This window comes from Planococcus dechangensis, assembly GCF_042654465.1.
Taxonomy (GTDB): Bacteria; Bacillota; Bacilli; order Bacillales_A; family Planococcaceae; genus Planococcus; species Planococcus dechangensis.
In genome coordinates this window covers 1,900,695-1,918,667 of sequence record NZ_JBHSGL010000005.1, presented here as the reverse complement: position 1 = coordinate 1,918,667, position 17,973 = coordinate 1,900,695, and the positions used below count along the sequence as shown (strand labels likewise).

The window sequence follows — 17,973 nt, the reverse complement described above, 5'->3', positions numbered from 1 at the left end:
AAGAGAAATGTCGGCTTTTTTCAGGAAACGTAATCTAAGATATCCATTGCTGGCATTGCTGGCTCTTGGAATGGCCGCTGTCATCCTCATCTCCCTCTGGTCTGAATGGGGCGCAGGCATATTTGCCTTGCTCTACGGGGCGGCAATCACGTCGGCCTGGATAATGGAAAAGCGGAATTATGAAGCAACGGAAAAGCATATCGAAACGCTCTCTTACCGGATGAAAAAGGTCGGGGAGGAAGCGTTGCTTGAGATGCCGATTGGGATTTTATTGGTCAGCGACACTCATCAAATCGAGTGGGCCAATCCCTATATGACGGCAGCACTCGATTATGAGACTTTGATCGGCGAGTCGGTGTACAGCTTATCGGAGGAATTTAACCAATTGGTCAAGTCGACGGAATCGAACGAAATGGTCATTGCGCTCGCTGGGCGCAAGTACCGCGTCTATTACCGTGCAGATGACCGGCTGTTTTATTTATTCGATATTACCGAACAAGTGGAGATCGAAACTTTGTATCATGCGGACCGGACCGTCATCGGTATTCTGTTCATCGACAATTACGATGAATTATCGCAAGGAATGGATGACCAGGTGCGCAGCAATTTGAATAGTTTGGTGACTTCGCTCATCAATAAATGGGGGACCGACAACGGTATTTTCGTCAAACGGATTTCCTCGGACCGCTTTATGGCCGTCTTTAACGAATCGATTTTAAAAACTTTGGAAGAAACCAAATTCACCGTGCTTGACGATATCCGTGAAGTGACCGCGAAAGACAATATGGCGCTCACCTTGAGCATCGGTGTTGGAGCAGGCTCTGCATCGCTCATCGAACTTGGCTCGATGGCGCAGTCGGGGCTTGACCTGGTGCTCGGGCGCGGCGGCGACCAAGTGGCGATCAAACATCCGAGCGGCAAAGTGAAATTCTACGGCGGCAAAACAAATCCCGTGGAAAAACGTACACGAGTCCGTGCACGCGTCATTTCCCACGCGCTGCGTGATTTGATCCAGGAAAGCGATCAAGTCTTTGTCATGGGCCATAAAATGCCCGATATGGACTCGATCGGGGCAGCGGTTGGTGTGGCCAAAATGGCGGAAATGAACCGCGTCAAAGGCCGCATCGTCATCGATTTCGATGAATACGACCGCAGCGTCATGCGCTTGATGGAAGAAATTGAAAGCGACCCGGATTTGTTCGAGCGCTTTATCACGCCGGAAGAGGCGTTGGCGGAAATGACCGAACACTCGCTTTTGGTCGTCGTCGATACCCACAAGCCGTCGATGGTCATTGATGAACGTTTGCTTCAACGCATGGAGCGCGTCGTTTTGATCGACCATCACAGGCGCGGCGAGGAATTCATCACCAATACGATGCTCGTCTATATGGAGCCGTACGCATCTTCTACAGCGGAGCTCGTGACCGAATTGATCGAATACCAGCCGAAGCACGATAAACTGACGAAGCTTGAATCGACAGCGATGCTCGCCGGCATCATCGTCGATACGAAAAGCTTTACGCTGCGTACCGGGGCGCGAACATTCGAAGCGGCATCTTATTTGCGCTCGAACGGGGCGGATACGGTGCTCGTGCAGCGGCTTTTGAAAGAAGACCTCGAGACGTACATCGAACGGGCGAAAATCGTCCAAAGCGTCGAGTTCGTCGGAGACGGCATCGCCATTGCAAAAGGCGAGGAGGGGCGCATTTACAGCCCCGTGCTGATTGCCCAGACGGCCGACATCCTGTTGACGATGAAAGATGTTAACGCTTCGTTTGTCATCGCAGAACGGACAGAAGGAGGCGTCGGCATCAGCGCCCGCTCACTTGGCGAAGTCAACGTCCAGGTGGTAATGGAAAATCTCGGCGGCGGCGGCCATTTAACGAATGCGGCGACGCAAATGCCGAATGTTACGCTTGCTGAAGCGGTTGAGCAGTTAAAATTAGCATTGATGGAAAATGATAAAGGGGGATCTGAAGAATGAAAGTGATTTTCTTGAAAGACGTAAAAAATGTAGGTAAAAAAGGTGATATCAAGAACGTGGCTGACGGCTATGCCAACAACTTCCTGTTGAAAAACAATTTGGCTGTAGAAGCCGACCAGGCAGCGATGAGCAAATTGGCCGGGCAGCAAAAAAAGCAGGAACAAGAAGTCGAGCAGGAATTGAACGAAGCAAAAGAGTTGAAAGAAAAGCTCGAGGCTTTGACGGTTGAATTGACAGCGAAATCCGGTGAAGGCGGCCGCCTGTTCGGCTCGATCACGACCAAGCAAGTGGCGAAAGAGCTGGAGAAAAAACATGGCTATAAAATCGACAAGCGTAAAATGGAGCTTGACGACGCCATCCGGGCGCTCGGCTATACGAATGTGCCGGTGAAACTGCATCATGAAGTAACAGCGACATTGCGCGTGCACGTTACTGAAGAAGCGTAAGGGGAATAGATATGAACGAATCGATAGACCGCGTCCCGCCGCATAACCAGGAAGCTGAGCAATCCGTTATCGGCGCCATTTTCCTGGAGCCACAGGCACTGGTTTCCGTTGCGGAAATCGTCATGCCGGAAGATTTCTACCGCATCGCCCACCAGAGGATCTTCCAGACGATGATCGATCTATCGGACCGCGGCAAAGCGATCGATTTGGTGACGGTGACAGAAGAGCTATCGGTCAAAAAAGAGCTCGAAGATGTTGGGGGCTTGTCGTATTTGACCGAAATCGCCAATGCCGTCCCGACAGCCGCAAACGTCGGGCATTACGCCCATATCGTGGAAGAGAAGGCGTTATTGCGCCGTCTCATCCGCGTGGCCACATCGATCGTCGAAGACGGTTTTACGCGTGAAGACGAAGTCGAAGCATTGCTTGCTGAAGCCGAAAAGAAAATGATGGAAGTATCGAGCCGCAAAAATGCCGGCGACTTTATCCACATCAAAGACGTTTTGGTGAAAACCTATGACAATATCGAATTACTGCATACACGTAAAGGCGACGTTACCGGCATTCCGACCGGTTTCCGCGATTTGGACAAAGTGACGGCGGGCTTTCAACGCAACGATTTGATCATCGTGGCTGCCCGCCCGTCCGTCGGTAAAACGGCATTCGCCCTCAACGTTGCACAAAACGTGGCGACGAAAACCGATGAAAACGTGGCGATCTTCAGCCTGGAGATGGGCGCAGAGCAGCTCGTCATGCGGATGCTCTGTGCAGAAGGCAATATCGACGCCCAAATCATGCGGACCGGTGCGTTGCAAAATGAGGATTGGCGCAAGCTGACGATGGCCATGGGCAGTTTATCCAATGCCGGCATTTTCATCGACGACACGCCGGGTATCCGCGTCAACGATATCCGCGCGAAATGCCGCCGCCTCAAGCAGGAATACGGTCTCGGCATGATCATGATCGATTATTTGCAGCTGATCCAAGGCCCGGGCAAAGCCGGGGAGAACCGTCAGCAGGAAGTATCCGATATTTCCCGTTCCTTGAAAGGTTTGGCACGTGAACTCGAAGTTCCGGTCATTGCCTTGTCGCAGCTGTCCCGTGGGGTTGAGCAACGGCAAGACAAACGCCCGATGATGTCCGACTTGCGTGAATCTGGATCGATTGAGCAAGATGCCGATATTGTGTCGTTTTTATACCGCGAAGATTATTACGATAAAGAAACCGAAGACCAGAACATGATTGAAATCATCATCGCCAAACAGCGGAACGGCCCGACCGGCACCGTCAAACTGGCGTTTGTGAAAGAATATAATAAATTCGTCACCATCGATTGGGCAGACCATGAAGGCGGCGGCGATTTCTAATACGACTATTAAACACGAACATTAAATGCAGTCATGCATTTCGATGTTCGTGTTTTCTTTAGTTTCGTATTGACGATACGCCACTCTATTGATACAATTAACACTGTTTGAAACAGGGCGACAAGCCTAACGGAGGTGCGGACGATGACATCAGTCGTAGTAGTAGGAACGCAATGGGGAGACGAAGGAAAAGGGAAAATCACGGATTTTCTATCGGAACACGCAGAAGTGATTGCACGTTACCAAGGCGGCAACAACGCCGGACACACGATTATTTTCGGCGGCGAAACGTATAAATTGCACTTGATTCCATCAGGGATTTTTTATAAAGATAAAACATCGGTGATCGGCAACGGCATGGTTGTCGACCCGAAAGCGCTCGTCAAGGAACTTAAAGGCCTTCACGACCGTGGTGTGACAACAGAGAACTTGCGCATTTCAAACCGCGCACACGTCCTGTTGCCTTACCACATCAAGCAAGACGAAGTAGAAGAAGCGCGCCGTGGCGCGAACAAGATTGGGACGACCGGTAAAGGCATCGGGCCTGCGTATATGGACAAAGCGGCACGTGTCGGCATCCGGATGGCGGATCTTCTTGACCACGTCGTGTTCGAGGAAAAATTACGCCAGAACTTGACGGAGAAAAACCGCATGTTCGAAAAATTCTATGAAACAGAAGGCTTTACGGTCGAAGAAATCATGGAAGAGTACTATCAGTATGGCCAGGAAATCGCGAAATACGTGACGGATACATCGAAAGTATTGAACGATGCATTCGATGCCGGCCGCCGTGTATTGTTTGAAGGCGCACAAGGCGTCATGCTCGATATCGACCAAGGCACATATCCATTTGTCACTTCATCCAACCCGGTAGCGGGCGGCGTGACAATCGGCGCGGGTGTCGGCCCGACAATGATTTCACACGTAATCGGCGTCTGCAAAGCTTACACATCACGTGTAGGCGACGGACCGTTCCCGACCGAATTGTTCGATGACATCGGCGACAAAATCCGTACAGTCGGCAAAGAATTCGGCACTACAACAGGACGTCCGCGCCGCATCGGCTGGTTCGACAGCGTGGTTGTGCGCCATGCACGTCGCGTTAGCGGATTGACGGACCTTACAGTCAACTCGATCGACGTCTTGACAGGACTCGACACGGTGAAAATCTGTACAGCTTATCGCTACCAAGGCGAGCTGATCACAGAATACCCGGCGAACTTGCGCATGCTCGCAGACTGCGAACCGGTCTATGAGGAAATGCCAGGTTGGACAGAAGACGTCACGTCTTGCAAATCATTGGATGAATTGCCGGAAAACGCGCGCCATTATTTGGAGCGCATTTCCCAGCTGACAGATGTCCAGATTTCCATCTTCTCAGTCGGCCCTGACCGCAACCAAACCAATATCGTCAAAAGCGTTTGGCGCTAAAACAACTTCAAGCCATTGCACTCTTTTCGAAGAGCTGCAGTGGCTTTTTTCCATTCACACGCCATAGGTGACGGTTATGACAAAGGCATCTCGAAAAAAGGGTGAATTATGGGAAATAATTGCACACGGGATTAATGTATTGCCTTCTTTTGTTGATATAAAGAAGATATTCCCTAAAAGCCGCCGGTGCAGCAGGCACATTCGGCAACCGCGTCATCATCGACCACCACAATGGCTACGAGACGATCTACGCGCACCTCTCATCGATCGACGTTAAGGTGAGGGAAAGGGTTATTCCCCAAACATCAAACTCGGCGATATGGGCACCACAGGGCGCTCTACAGGAATCCATCTCCATTTCGAACTGTCCTTTGAAGGCCAGGACCGCGACCCTTTGGATTATGTAAAGAAATAATGGATCAAAAAGCTGCCGGCTTGCCGGGAGCTTTTTTGTGTATTTCAATATAGATTGCTTTAGGCCCGGCTTCAAAACATGCAGCTGATGCGACAGGACGTCGCGTTTTCAGCTGCCCGGTAATGGGGCGGGTGCCCGGCCAAGGCGGAAGAGCACCGCCTTTGTCTCGCCAGCCCGCGCGGTCCCACAGGCGTCAGCCCCCTTCCACTCCGTCTCTAGTTTTAAAGTGGATGACCGTTTCTTCTGTTCACTCTATAGAAAATGTGTAAATGTGTGATGTTTTATAGTTCAGCTGATCTTGAACCAAAGAGAGGCAATTGCGTTCTATTACTAATCCATACACAAGCTTTTTGAATTAAACAGGTTTTATCGGATGCTGCCACCAAGGAAGCGATTCCCCAACTAGCCGGCAACTATGTACAGAAGAAGATCTGGTAAACAATCTATACACAACGAAATCACTCAGCCGCCTAGCGCCAAGGGTGAGCCGACAAAGCAAGTGAAAAGTTACATGCAAGCATCCTATGAAAAACCTTGCTCCCACATCTGCGAGCAGATGCGTCGCAAATGAATCGGCTCAACTTCCTCTCGCCAATTCATTGGCTTGCGGCAAGAGGCCATCCCAAAGCAAGGCGGCGAATACTTAGGTGTGGCTCAAAACAGAATGATGGAACTGTTCCGCAAGAAAACCCTGAATATCCTCGTCTAAGCCCGACCAAGGAAGCGATGGACGACCAAACACCGACAACATCTCCGCACACCCATTCCACCTCCCAGCTGATGCTACTGAAAACAGTCAGCATCTAACAACATCATCCTACCAAAGCACAGGCTCGTCTCCATGCAGCCATATCTGCACATTCCCATGCCCTGACATAGCCGGAGCCCCAAGGCCCGCCATGACCATCTAAAGGTGCGAAATGCTTGAAATAATGATAAAGTAAAGGATAGTAAAGATTTTTAAACCGGCTGACTAATGGAAGAAATGGCATGCAGAGGGGGAGAAAAAATGAGTAAAACGATATTGGTTGTGGATGATGAGAAGCCAATTGCGGATATTCTGCAATTTAATTTAAAAAAAGAAGGATTTAATGTAGTGGTGGCCTATGACGGCGACGAGGCAATCAAGGTGGCGGAAGAAATTCAGCCCGACTTGATGCTGCTCGACATCATGCTGCCGAACCGCGACGGCATGGAAGTATGCCGTGAAGTGCGCAAGAAGTTCGACTTCCCGATCATCATGCTGACGGCAAAAGATTCAGAGATCGACAAAGTGCTCGGCCTAGAGCTCGGCGCGGACGATTACGTGACCAAGCCGTTTTCGACGCGTGAATTGATTGCGCGTGTCAAAGCCAACTTGCGCCGCCAGAATGTCGTGCCGGCAGAAGAAGAGGGCCTCGGCTCGAACGACATCCAAGTCGGTTCGTTGACGATTCAACCTGATGCGTATTTAGTATTGAAACGCGACCAAACTATTGAATTGACGCATCGCGAGTTCGAGCTATTGCATTACTTAGGCAAGCATATTGGCCAAGTGATGACGCGTGAACATTTATTGCAGACGGTCTGGGGCTATGATTATTTCGGCGACGTCCGTACAGTGGATGTAACGATTCGCCGTTTGCGCGAAAAGATCGAGGACAATCCGAGTCATCCGGCGTGGATCGTAACGCGCCGCGGTGTGGGCTATTACCTGCGGAACCCTGAACAGGAGTAGGCTGAATGCTGAAAACAAGTTTTTTTAAGTCGATCCATGTGAAGTTCGTTTTAATATACATTTTACTTATTCTCCTGGCAATGCAGATTATTGGTTTGTATTTCGCCCAACAGCTGGAAGAAACGCTGCTGGGCAACTTTGAGAATTCCATTGAAGACCGCATGGAAATTATTGAGTTCAGTGTACGCGAAGAAATGATCCGCAACCGGACAGATGAGGACTTGACCACCGAGCAGAGTCTGCGGTCGGTCATTTATAATTTCCAGTCTGAAGACATTAGTGAAATCCGTGTTATTGACAATCGCTACCGGATCTTGGCCACTTCGGCAAGCGAGAACCAGTCGCTTGTCGGCCAGCGTTCGACGGATGATCTAGTGCGCCGCTCCATCATCGGAGAGACGGAACTTTATCAAACCTATGTCGACCCGGTTCTCGAAGAGCGGGTGTGGGTCAGAACGCAGCCAATTGTCGCGGTCGGCGGGGAAGTGCTCGGCACGCTGTATGTCAAAGCAGAAGTCGAGAACGTTTATAACCAAATGGATTCCATCAACTCCATTTTAGCGGGCGGTACGGCGATTGCGCTGTTCATCACGGCAGTGCTCGGCGTGCTCGTCGCACAGACGATTTCACGGCCGATCGCCGATATGCGCCGGCAAGCGCAAGCGATGGCGAAAGGCAATTTCTCGCGCAAGGTGCGCGTCTATAGTGAAGATGAAATCGGCCAGCTCGCGCGTGCGTTCAACCATTTGACGAACCGATTGCAGGAATCCCAGCAATCGACTGAAAGCGAGCGCCGCAAGCTTGCCTCGGTACTCGCCAATATGACGGACGGGGTACTGTCGACTGACCGTCGCGGCCGCATCATTCTTATTAACGAGCCGGCTTTGCAGCTGCTCAATGTTTCACGTGAAACAGTCATCAACCAGCCGGTGACAGCCGTTCTTGGCCTTGATGAATCCTATACATTTGAAGATTTGATCGATATGCGCGAAGCGATTACGCTGGATATTAACACGCAAGACCAGTCGACGATTTTGCGCACGACATTCTCGGTCATCCAAAAAGAGACCGGCTTTGTCAATGGCTTGATCGCCGTCTTGCACGACAATACCGAGCAGGAAAAAATCGATATGGAACGCCGCGAATTCGTGGCGAACGTGTCGCATGAATTGCGGACGCCGCTGACGACGATGCGCAGCTATTTAGAAGCGCTCGCAGACGGCGCGTGGCAAGATCCGGAGCTTGCACCGAATTTCCTCAATGTGACGCAAACGGAGACGGAGCGGATGATTCGCTTAGTCAACGATTTGCTGAAGCTGTCGAAAATGGATTCGAGCGAATCGGATTTAAGCAAGGAAATGGTCGAGTTTGGCGTATTCTTCAACCGCATCATCGATCGTTTCGAGATGTCGAAATCGCAAAATGTGTCGTTCGAGCGCAAATTGCCGAAAACGCAGTATTTTGTGGAAATCGATACCGATAAATTAACGCAAGTAATCGACAACATCATCTCGAACGCCTTGAAGTATTCACCAGAAGGCGGCAAGGTCCGTTTTTCAGTCCGTGAAAAAGAGGATGAATTGCTCGTGTCGATCACCGATGAAGGCATGGGGATCCCGAAAGAAAATGTCGAGCGTATTTTTGACCGCTTCTACCGCGTCGACCGTGCACGTTCGCGTGCGATGGGCGGGACCGGCCTTGGTTTGGCGATTTCCAAGGAAATGATCAATGCCCACGGCGGCAAAATCTGGGCAGAGAGCAAGTACGGCAAAGGGACTTCGATTTTCTTCACCTTGCCATATGAAATCGACGATGGAGGTGAATGGGATTGAAGTATTTGGAGCATGTAAAGTCCATGGCGCTGCTGCTGCTCATTGTGCTCAGCCTGGCGCTGACATTCACCATCTGGACATTCACCCCGACCTACGATGAAATCGAAACTCCGACACAAGAAGAAGTAGCGATCGGCGACAAACGCAATGCCGATGAGGTCGTGCGGCCGATCAAAGTGCTGTACCATCACGAAGATGAAGTGACCGGCACTTTCTCCCAGCTGGAGATCGAAACGATGCTCGACACAGTCCAGCAATGGCAGATTTCCGATGTTCTGTTGTCTGAAGAAGAGGCCATACCGGAAGTGCTGACACAGTATTTACATGGTCCTGGTCGCGCGGTGCTTTACTACCCGGCGGCCGTTCCTTTTCCTGTATTCGATGTCATCATGGACATCACCGATAATAATTTGCCGGAATCGACGTTTAACCGTGTCGTCATCGAATGGGGAACGGAAGACAACACTGACCCCGTCATTTACTTTATCAATACCGGCTCCGGCCGAATATACGAAGCGCAAGTAATGAATACAGCGCTCGATCAGTTCCGTGATGATTTTGTCGAACAGGCAAAGGATTATGAAAGCTACATCACCGATCCGCGCATCGGTACATTGCCGGTATACGTAGCGGAAAATCCGGCAGAGAAAACCAGCTTTGATTATTTACTCGAAGAGACACCGGCCTCAGTACTGGCGGATGCCATTATGGACAGCCCGACTGCAGAATTTGCCGGAGATTTATTGAGCGAGGAATATACGGACGATTCCGGGGCAATCATGCGCGAGGTGGACAGCCAGAAGAGCATCAATTATGTCCAGCCGAAAGCCGAGACATCGGACCCAGGAATCCCATCCGACTTGATTTTCAATTCGGTCAGCTATATTAACGAACATGGCGGCTGGACCGATCAGTACATGTATTTCGGCATGACTTCGGTCAATCAGCAAATCAGCTATCAATTGCTATTTGAGGATGCACCGGTGTTCAGCAATACGACGGCGATTAGCTTGGACGTGGAGATGGGCACCGACGAAGGCATCGAGCAAGTGTTCCGCTACAGCCGCCCGACCTATTTCCTCGATTCGGTTGCTGAAACCCGCACCGTGGAAATGGCGCCAGGAAAGGCCGTACTGGAAGCTTTGACAAGGCTCGACCTGGAATTGGAGACCATCCAAGCGGTAACCATCGGCTATGAGCTGACACGCAGTGAAGACGAACAGCTGATCACGTTTGAACCGGCTTGGTATTATAAATCAAACGGCAAATGGACACGGCTATCTGAAGAATCGGTAGGGGGCGTAAAGCTTGGATTGGAGTAAAACGAAAACGATTTTCATCATCGTCTTTTCAATTCTCAATGTGTTTCTATATTCGCTTTATCTCGACCGCTATACCGAAGCGGAACGGATCGAGCTGCTTCCGGAGTCTACGATCGATGAGAAGCTGCGCGGCGATAACATTACCTATGCGGCGCTGCCTGATGCGACAGAAGCCAAACCGTATGTCCGCGGCGAATCAAGAATCTTCACCAGTTCGGATGTCGACATAGACGGTGTGGTCAATGTGTTGAATGACCGCATGCTGCAAGTGACTTATGATGAGCCGATTGCGTTAGAAGGCGAGGCTGAAGACGCGCTCGAAGCTTTCGCGGAACAGGAAGTTCCGTCGGGCTCGGATTATTTGCTGCGGCAAATCGATGAAGAACAGAACCGCGCTGTGTTTTCGCAGCAAATTGCGGAAAAGCCGCTGTTTTATAGCCGGGACGGACAATTGACCGTATTCTGGAATGAAGACGGCGACGTCATCGGTTTTGAGCAGACCATGTTCGACAATATTATCGAAAACGAAGAAGAAAAAGTGCTGATCAAGCCGCTTCAGGCGATCCACACTTTGTACCAGAAGAACTTGCTTGAAACGAATAGCCGCATTACCGAAGCACAGCTCGGCTATTCGATGCATGTGCAAGTATCGGAAAACCGCCAAATGTTCGTGCCGACATGGCGCATCCGCGTCCAGCAATCGGACGGTGTGGAAGAAGATCATTACGTCAATGCCATCAAGGATGGCGTCATTGAATTGAACAGACAGAACGAGGAAACAGCAGAGTAAGGAGATTTTGACTATGCGCTTTAGTGTATTGGCCAGCGGTTCGACTGGCAATGCCATTTACGTTGAAACCGACGAGCATGCGTTTTTGGTTGACGCAGGGCTTAGCGGCCGGAAAATGGAAGGCTTATTCGCTTCCATCGGCCGCGACATGAGCAAGCTCGACGGCATTCTCGTCACCCATGAGCATAGCGACCATATTAAAGGGCTCGGCATCGTCGCGCGCAAGCACAAAGTGCCGATCTACGCCAACGCCAAAACCTGGACAGCGATGGACGGACTAGTCGGGGCGATTCCTCTAGAGCAGCGTTTCCATTTTGATATGGAGACGATGAAATCGTTCGGCGGGCTCGACATCGAGTCGTTCGGCGTGTCGCACGATGCGGCAGAGCCGATGTTCTACGTATTCCATGAACACGGCCGCAAGCTCGCGCTCATCACCGATACAGGCTATGTCAGTGACCGCATGAAAGGCATCATCGGCGCGTCCGATGCGTATGTCTTTGAGAGCAATCACGACGTCGGCATGCTGCAGATGGGACGTTATCCGTGGTCGGTCAAACGGCGCATCCTAAGCGATGTGGGGCACGTCTCGAACGAAGATGCGGCGGTCGCCATGGCTGAAGTGATGGCGGAAAAGCCGACACGCATTTATTTGTCGCATTTGAGCAAAGACAATAACATGAAAGACCTGGCGCGCATGAGCGTCGAGCAGACCTTGCAGACAAAAGGCATCATCGTCGGCGAATACGTCGATTTGTTTGATACGTCGCCGACCGAAGCCACGCCCTTGGTTGTTGTGTGAATAGATGGTAGAGGAAAGACTGTCCCAGAAGCCTGAGAAAAGGCTTGTAGGGGCAGTCTTTTTTTAAAGAGTCGCTGATGTCCGTGAAAGTGGACGCTTTCCGGAGGGCTCGCATTGAGCCGCTTCCCTCGCTGCGCTCAGTCCAGGGTCTCAATTGTCTCGCTGATCCTCCCGGAGTCGCCACTTTCACTACCATCAGCTACAGGACGTCGCGGTGCCAGCTGCCGGGGGCTTGCAACCCCATTGCTCCCACATCTGCGCTGCAAGGGTAGACTTGCCCAAGAGCGAGGTTAAGATGGTGTAGAAACGGTGACTGGGATGTAAAAAACAGGCTTTCCGTTCCAGCGCTCGCTTTGCTCAGTCCAGTGTCTTCGGCTCGTACTGTTACCGCAGGAGTCGAGCGCTTCCACTTCAAGCTCAGCTTTCGCGGTATTGTCATCTACCTCGAGCAGCTTGTGAGCAGCAGGGACGATTGCTTGCATTTTGGGGGAGAGAATTTATGATAAAAAGAGAGACACTCAGAGAGGATGGAGGCTATGGGCTATTATAATCAAACGCCAAACGGCAGGCCGCGCAAACCGAGCCGTTCCGGCAGCTTTTTCTCCGGATTGTTCGGGGCGCTGGCCGGAGGGCTTGTGGTGTGGCTGCTGTTCAGCCAAGCACCGGGCGTCATGCCGGGGGCGGATAACCAGTCTGGCACGCAAATCCAAGAACAACAGCGCGAACAGCAAGGCGCTTCGCTCGACATTACGACCGATGTGACAAAAGCGGTGGAAGCGGCGTCGGATGCAGTCGTCGGCGTTTCGAATTTGCAGGCAGGCAGTGATTTCTTTTCCCAAAGCCAGGAGCAGGCAGTTGGCACAGGCTCCGGCGTCATCTATAAAAGTGAAGGCGAAATAGCGTATGTGGTCACGAACCAACACGTCATCGACGGTGCGAGCGGCATCGAAGTGACACTCGCAGACGGCACGAAAGTCGAAGCAGAACTAGTCGGCAGCGATATTTGGACAGATCTCGCCGTGCTGAGAATGAGCAATGAAAAAGTGCAAGACGTTGTGGAACTGGGCGATTCGGATGCTTTGAAGCGTGGCGAAGCAGTGATTGCAATCGGCAACCCGCTTGGACTGGAGTTTTCCGGTTCAGTGACGAGCGGTGTTGTCTCCGGCACTGACCGTGCGGTGCCCGTCGACTTGAACGGTGACGGCACAGAGGATTGGCAAGCGGAAGTGCTACAAACCGATGCTGCCATCAACCCCGGAAACAGCGGCGGGGCGCTCGTTAATCTGGCGGGTCAATTGATCGGCATCAATTCGATGAAAATCGCTACTTCACAAGTCGAAGGCATCGGCTTTTCGATCCCGATCAATTCAGCATTGCCAGTCATACGCCAATTGGAGGCGACCGGTGAAATGGTACGGCCGGCGATGGGCATCACGCTGGTGGATCTCGCCCAAGTACCGAGCACATATCGTGAAGATACGCTGAACTTGCCTGAAGACGTCACAGCAGGCGTTGTTGTCAGTTCGGTTGTCGAAGGGTCTGCGGCGGCACAAGCAGGCATGAGGCAGTACGACGTGGTGGTGGAGATGGACGGGCAAGAGATCCGCGACATCATCGATTTGCGCAAACATCTGTACAATGAAAAACAAATCGGCGATATGCTCGAAGTGAAAGCGTATCGAGACGGCGAATTGCTCGAATTCGAACTCGAACTCGTCGATAATTCTACATTTTAAAAAAAGCAGCTCCGGACGGTTGAATATACACCTCCGGAAGCTGCTTTTTTCTATTGGAAAACAGATGTGCGGCAACGGATAAAAAGCATGAATATTATACACTTCGCAAAGCGAAATTCCGGTGAAAAGGAGTCTAATGTTCGGAAAAATGGTATGTGGATAACTTTTTTGTAAAATTTCGATTGTGCACAATCCACAGGCAGTAAAAGCTTCGCTATCCGTAGGGTTTTTAATCTGTTAAAATGGATTGTGGATAAAGGGAACGAAATGTGTATAACTGTGTTGAATATTCGGAAATCGGAAGGAGGCGGAAAAATGAAACTTTATTGCTGCCAAACACACGTGGGACAAGGGCTTGACGAATTTGTCGCCAAAACGGAAAGTTATCCTATACTGACGGAATTATCAGAAATCGAAAAGTTATCCACAAACTGTGATTACTGTGAAGAACAAGCATTGTATCTTGTGGCGGATAAATAAAATTCTACAAGATGTAGAAACGCCTGTGGATATGTGCATAAAGTCTGTGGGCAACTTGTTTGTAAATTTCGTGTAAAGGGGGATAAGTTGTGAACATTTCCATTGTCACCGTCGGAAAACTGAAAGAGAAATACTTAAAAGCAGGCATTGCAGAATATGCAAAAAGGTTAGGGGCTTATGCAAAAATCACGGAAATTGAAGTCGCGGACGAGAAAGCGCCGGAGCAATTGAGCGAAGCGGATATGGAAATCGTCAAAAAGAAAGAAGGCGAGCGCATACTCGCCAAAATCTCGCAAGACGCCTACGTCATCGCCCTGGCGATCGACGGCAAGATGAAGACGTCCGAAGGGCTCGCTAAAGACATGGAATCGCTCATGACCTACGGCCGCAGCAAAGTTGTCTTCGTCATTGGCGGCTCACTCGGCCTCCATGATGAAGTATTGAAGCGTGCAGATGAGAAATTATCGTTTTCCAAGATGACGTTCCCGCATCAATTGATGAAGTTGATCTTGCTGGAGCAGGTGTATCGGGCTTTCCGGATTATAAAGGGTGAACCTTATCATAAGTAAGTGAGGTTTAAACTATTAAATAAAATTTAACTTATACATGATTTGTCCAAATGCTAAAGGCAATTCAGTTATTGAAACTATCCAAGAGAAACAGAATTTCATCATTTGGATATACTAAACATTGATTTGAATTCTGTTGTTTTAGTTGAATATATCCTTGATAAGGCCACTGCGCTTATTAGGATAACCCACTCAATGAAGCAATTGGACCGATTTCCTTTTTTCAAAAATTTATAATGATAAGAATGGATTTTTATTTGGAAGTATCTCTTAAGGGGTTTTTATCACTCGAGTTAAGGGAGCTTGAAGTTAGAAGGTGGGACTGAATTTAATGAAAAAAATTGGATTTGACTCGGAGAAATACTTGCAAGAACAATCAGCCTACATCCTGGAGCGGGTGCAGCAGTATGATAAACTTTACTTGGAATTTGGCGGAAAATTGATAGGCGACAAACATGCCAAGCGTGTCCTGCCTGGATTTGATGAAGATGCCAAAATCAAACTATTGCATACACTGAAAGAAAATGCGGAAATCATCATCTGTGTGTACGCTGGAGACATCGAACGAAACAAAGTCCGTGAAGATTACGGCATCACTTATGACCAAGATGTCCTGCGCTTAATTGACGAATACCGAGCATACGGAATTTCTGTCAACAGTGTCTTGATCACCCGTTACCAGGGGCAGCCAACAGTCAAAGTATTTATGACAAAGCTTGAGAGAAGCGGAATTAGCGTCTGTATTCACCGCGAAATTGAAGGTTATCCGACAAACGTGGAGGCGGTCCTTGGGGAAGAAGGATTTGCGAATAATCCTTATATTAAAACGACAAAGCCAATCGTGGTAGTAACGGGCCCTGGCCCGGGCAGTGGAAAGCTTGCCACCTGCCTTAACCAAATGTACCACGAGAACAAACTGGGAAATGAAGTCGGCTATGCTAAGTTTGAGACTTTTCCAGTTTGGAACTTGCCGTTAAAGCATCCAGTAAACATCGCTTATGAAGCGGCTACCGTCGATTTAAAAGACGTAAATATGATTGATAATTATCATTATGAAGCATATGAGAAAGTAGCGGTCAATTACAATCGTGATATTGAGACATTTCCTGTCATCAAACGGATTATTGAAAGGATTACCGGCAAAGAGTCTGTTTACAGTTCACCGACGGATATGGGGGTCAATCGCCTGAAATCGGGCATCACGGATGATAGCGTTGTCCAGGAAGCTGCCAAGCAGGAAATCATTCGGCGCAGCTTCGTCGTAGAGAACGATTATAAAAAAGGGCTTGCCGATGAAGACAGTGTGCGCCACATGCAAGTGATTCTGGAAGAGACCGGTTTAAAGAAAGAGGATCGGGCACCTGTATTGCCGGCACGTAATTATGCGAAAGAAGTCCAGGCGCAAATTGATAGCACGAATTTACAAGCCGTAATTGCGATAGAACTGCCGAATGGCGAGATGATCACCGGCCGAACGACAACTTTGATGGATGCTTCGGCAGCGGCGATTCTGAATGGGTTGAAGAAATTGACCAATATTTCCGATGAAATTGATTTATTGTCGCCGATGATTTTACAAACGATTCAACGGTTGAAAACCGATGACTTGAATAGCCGCGTCCCGACATTAAGCGCCAATGAAGTGCTCATTGCACTGGCAATCAGTGCGGTCACCAATCCTACTTCTGAGCTGGCTTATAAGCAATTGCCACATTTAAAAGACACCCAAGCTCATTCTACGGTTATATTGAATAGAGAAAACGAACAGACCTTTAAGAAGCTTGGAATCGACATCACCAATGATCCGGTATATCCAACTGAGAACCTATATTACAATTAGATTTTAGAAAACACCTGCCTTTTTCTCCTTCCATAGAAGCCTGAGGCGGATGTATTTTCATTTATCGCGTTTACTGAAAAGGTTCATTCTTCTTTTAATAAGAAGAATGAACCTTTTTGCTTTATTGAATTAATCAAGCGCTACTTGTGAAAGACTGTAAAAAATAATTTTACTTCACCCCACAGGAAAATAAAGCTCTACAGTAAATGGTTAAACTAATCCTGTCTTGTTTCTTAAGTCCATTTATTTTAACGAGTAACCACCATCTACAACGATTTCCGCACCGTTTATATAGGACGCCTTGTCTGAAGCTAAAAACAGCACGACTTCTGCGATCTCACTTGGTTTCCCGTAGCTTCCTCTCGGGTGTCCCTGTGATTGTTTTTCATAATTTTCTTTTCCGCCATATGCTTTAATGGCCAGGTCGGTTTCTGTCGGGCCGGGGGAGATGCAATTGACGCGGATGCCTTGATTGGCAAAGCGCAGAGCCGTGCTTTGGGTCATCGCGACAACGGCTGCTTTAGTTCCGCTATAAGCCGGCAGCATCGGATTGACTTTATCGTTTCCAAGGATGGCGGCGTTATTGATAACGACTCCATGTTTTTGCTTGCTCATCACGGCTAAAGCGTATTTCATGTAGAGGAAGATCGCCGTTTGATTGACGGCAATCAACTGACTCCAGTCATCTAGCTTTACGCGAGACAATGGCCCCATTCCGATAGACAGAACACCGGCATTGTTGAACAGGATATCGATCGGATGCCCATCATTTTCAAGTGTTTTAAAAAAGCTTTCAATTTCTTCCGGATTTTCGTTATGGACTTCGTAAAAATGAGCCTTCCCGTCGCATTCACTCTCAACTTGAGCGCCTTTATCGCTGTCTCTTCCCGTAAAATGAACGCTAGCTCCTTCTCTGCAAAAGAAACGAACCACTTCTTTGCCAATTCCACCCGTTCCACCATTAACAACCACTACTTTGTTTTCGAACATCATCCGATCTCCTCCAAACGTCATAGTAAAGTCATAAAGAATTTGTAATCAGTATATAACATTCGAATCACTGTAGGAAATCTGGGTGCCTACCACTCGAAGTATCCAGAGACAAAGGTCTCCTCAGTGTCTTGTTAGAATATATACAGAAGGAATCACCAACCATGCAATAGGAAAAACTCTGGACGCATCCGATTAAACAGTGATTTGATGGTGAATGCCGGGATGCGCATAAACATAGTGCATGCTCGC

General features: G+C 49.3%; 15 protein-coding genes. 14 read left to right on the top strand and 1 reads right to left on the bottom strand.

The window, feature by feature from the left end:
- The first annotated feature begins 7 nt into the window (after window positions 1–7).
- From ACFO5U_RS12615 to ACFO5U_RS12550, 14 genes are all read left to right on the top strand, one after another.
- Window positions 8–1,984, top strand: coding sequence for a DHH family phosphoesterase (locus ACFO5U_RS12615; RefSeq protein ID WP_377279419.1), 1,977 nt, complete (start codon window positions 8–10; stop codon window positions 1,982–1,984).
- Complete coding sequence (gene rplI, locus ACFO5U_RS12610; protein WP_377279418.1) at window positions 1,981–2,430, top strand: 50S ribosomal protein L9; 450 nt, start codon at window positions 1,981–1,983, stop codon at window positions 2,428–2,430. Before ACFO5U_RS12615 ends, rplI begins: the two co-directional genes overlap by 4 nt.
- Before the next feature lie 11 nt (window positions 2,431–2,441).
- Entirely contained in the window at window positions 2,442–3,797 is a 1,356-nt protein-coding gene (dnaB, locus tag ACFO5U_RS12605) for a replicative DNA helicase (protein ID WP_377279417.1), read from the top strand.
- A gap of 144 nt (window positions 3,798–3,941) precedes the next feature.
- Window positions 3,942–5,228 carry an adenylosuccinate synthase gene (locus tag ACFO5U_RS12600; protein ID WP_377279416.1) on the top strand — a complete coding sequence of 429 codons (1,287 nt, stop codon included), beginning with the start codon at window positions 3,942–3,944 and terminating at the stop codon, window positions 5,226–5,228.
- A gap of 215 nt (window positions 5,229–5,443) precedes the next feature.
- Complete coding sequence (locus ACFO5U_RS12595) at window positions 5,444–5,635, top strand: M23 family metallopeptidase (protein ID WP_377279505.1); 192 nt, start codon at window positions 5,444–5,446, stop codon at window positions 5,633–5,635.
- Between the two features lie 1,017 nt (window positions 5,636–6,652).
- On the top strand, window positions 6,653–7,360 hold the full coding sequence (gene yycF, locus ACFO5U_RS12590) for a response regulator YycF (protein WP_377279415.1): 708 nt from the start codon (window positions 6,653–6,655) through the stop codon (window positions 7,358–7,360).
- Window positions 7,361–7,365: 5 nt separating this feature from the next.
- Window positions 7,366–9,192, top strand: a complete 1,827-nt coding sequence (gene walK / locus ACFO5U_RS12585) for a cell wall metabolism sensor histidine kinase WalK (protein WP_377279414.1) — start codon at window positions 7,366–7,368, stop codon at window positions 9,190–9,192.
- Window positions 9,183–10,514: a YycH family regulatory protein gene (locus ACFO5U_RS12580; RefSeq protein WP_377279413.1), complete on the top strand. Its 1,332-nt coding sequence runs from the start codon at window positions 9,183–9,185 to the stop codon at window positions 10,512–10,514. The genes walK and ACFO5U_RS12580 overlap by 10 nt, the downstream gene beginning before the upstream one ends.
- A complete protein-coding gene (locus tag ACFO5U_RS12575) occupies window positions 10,501–11,304 on the top strand; it encodes a two-component system regulatory protein YycI (protein ID WP_377279412.1) in 804 nt (267 codons plus the stop codon). The genes ACFO5U_RS12580 and ACFO5U_RS12575 overlap by 14 nt, the downstream gene beginning before the upstream one ends.
- 13 nt (window positions 11,305–11,317) lie before the next feature.
- Window positions 11,318–12,106: an MBL fold metallo-hydrolase gene (locus ACFO5U_RS12570; protein WP_377279411.1), complete on the top strand. Its 789-nt coding sequence runs from the start codon at window positions 11,318–11,320 to the stop codon at window positions 12,104–12,106.
- Window positions 12,107–12,642: 536 nt separating this feature from the next.
- Window positions 12,643–13,842: a S1C family serine protease gene (locus ACFO5U_RS12565; protein ID WP_377279410.1), complete on the top strand. Its 1,200-nt coding sequence runs from the start codon at window positions 12,643–12,645 to the stop codon at window positions 13,840–13,842.
- 315 nt (window positions 13,843–14,157) lie between these two features.
- Complete coding sequence (locus ACFO5U_RS12560; RefSeq protein ID WP_377279409.1) at window positions 14,158–14,322, top strand: CxxH/CxxC protein; 165 nt, start codon at window positions 14,158–14,160, stop codon at window positions 14,320–14,322.
- A gap of 89 nt (window positions 14,323–14,411) precedes the next feature.
- Window positions 14,412–14,891, top strand: coding sequence for a 23S rRNA (pseudouridine(1915)-N(3))-methyltransferase RlmH (gene rlmH / locus ACFO5U_RS12555; RefSeq protein WP_377279408.1), 480 nt, complete (start codon window positions 14,412–14,414; stop codon window positions 14,889–14,891).
- 331 nt (window positions 14,892–15,222) lie between these two features.
- Window positions 15,223–16,731, top strand: coding sequence for a DUF1846 domain-containing protein (locus ACFO5U_RS12550; protein WP_377279407.1), 1,509 nt, complete (start codon window positions 15,223–15,225; stop codon window positions 16,729–16,731).
- 243 nt (window positions 16,732–16,974) lie between these two features.
- Here the strand turns inward: ACFO5U_RS12550 and ACFO5U_RS12545 are convergent, their stop codons facing one another.
- Window positions 16,975–17,724 (bottom strand): SDR family NAD(P)-dependent oxidoreductase, encoded by a 750-nt coding sequence (locus ACFO5U_RS12545; protein WP_377279406.1) that lies wholly within the window; start codon window positions 17,722–17,724, stop codon window positions 16,975–16,977.
- Between the last annotated feature and the right edge of the window lie 249 nt (window positions 17,725–17,973).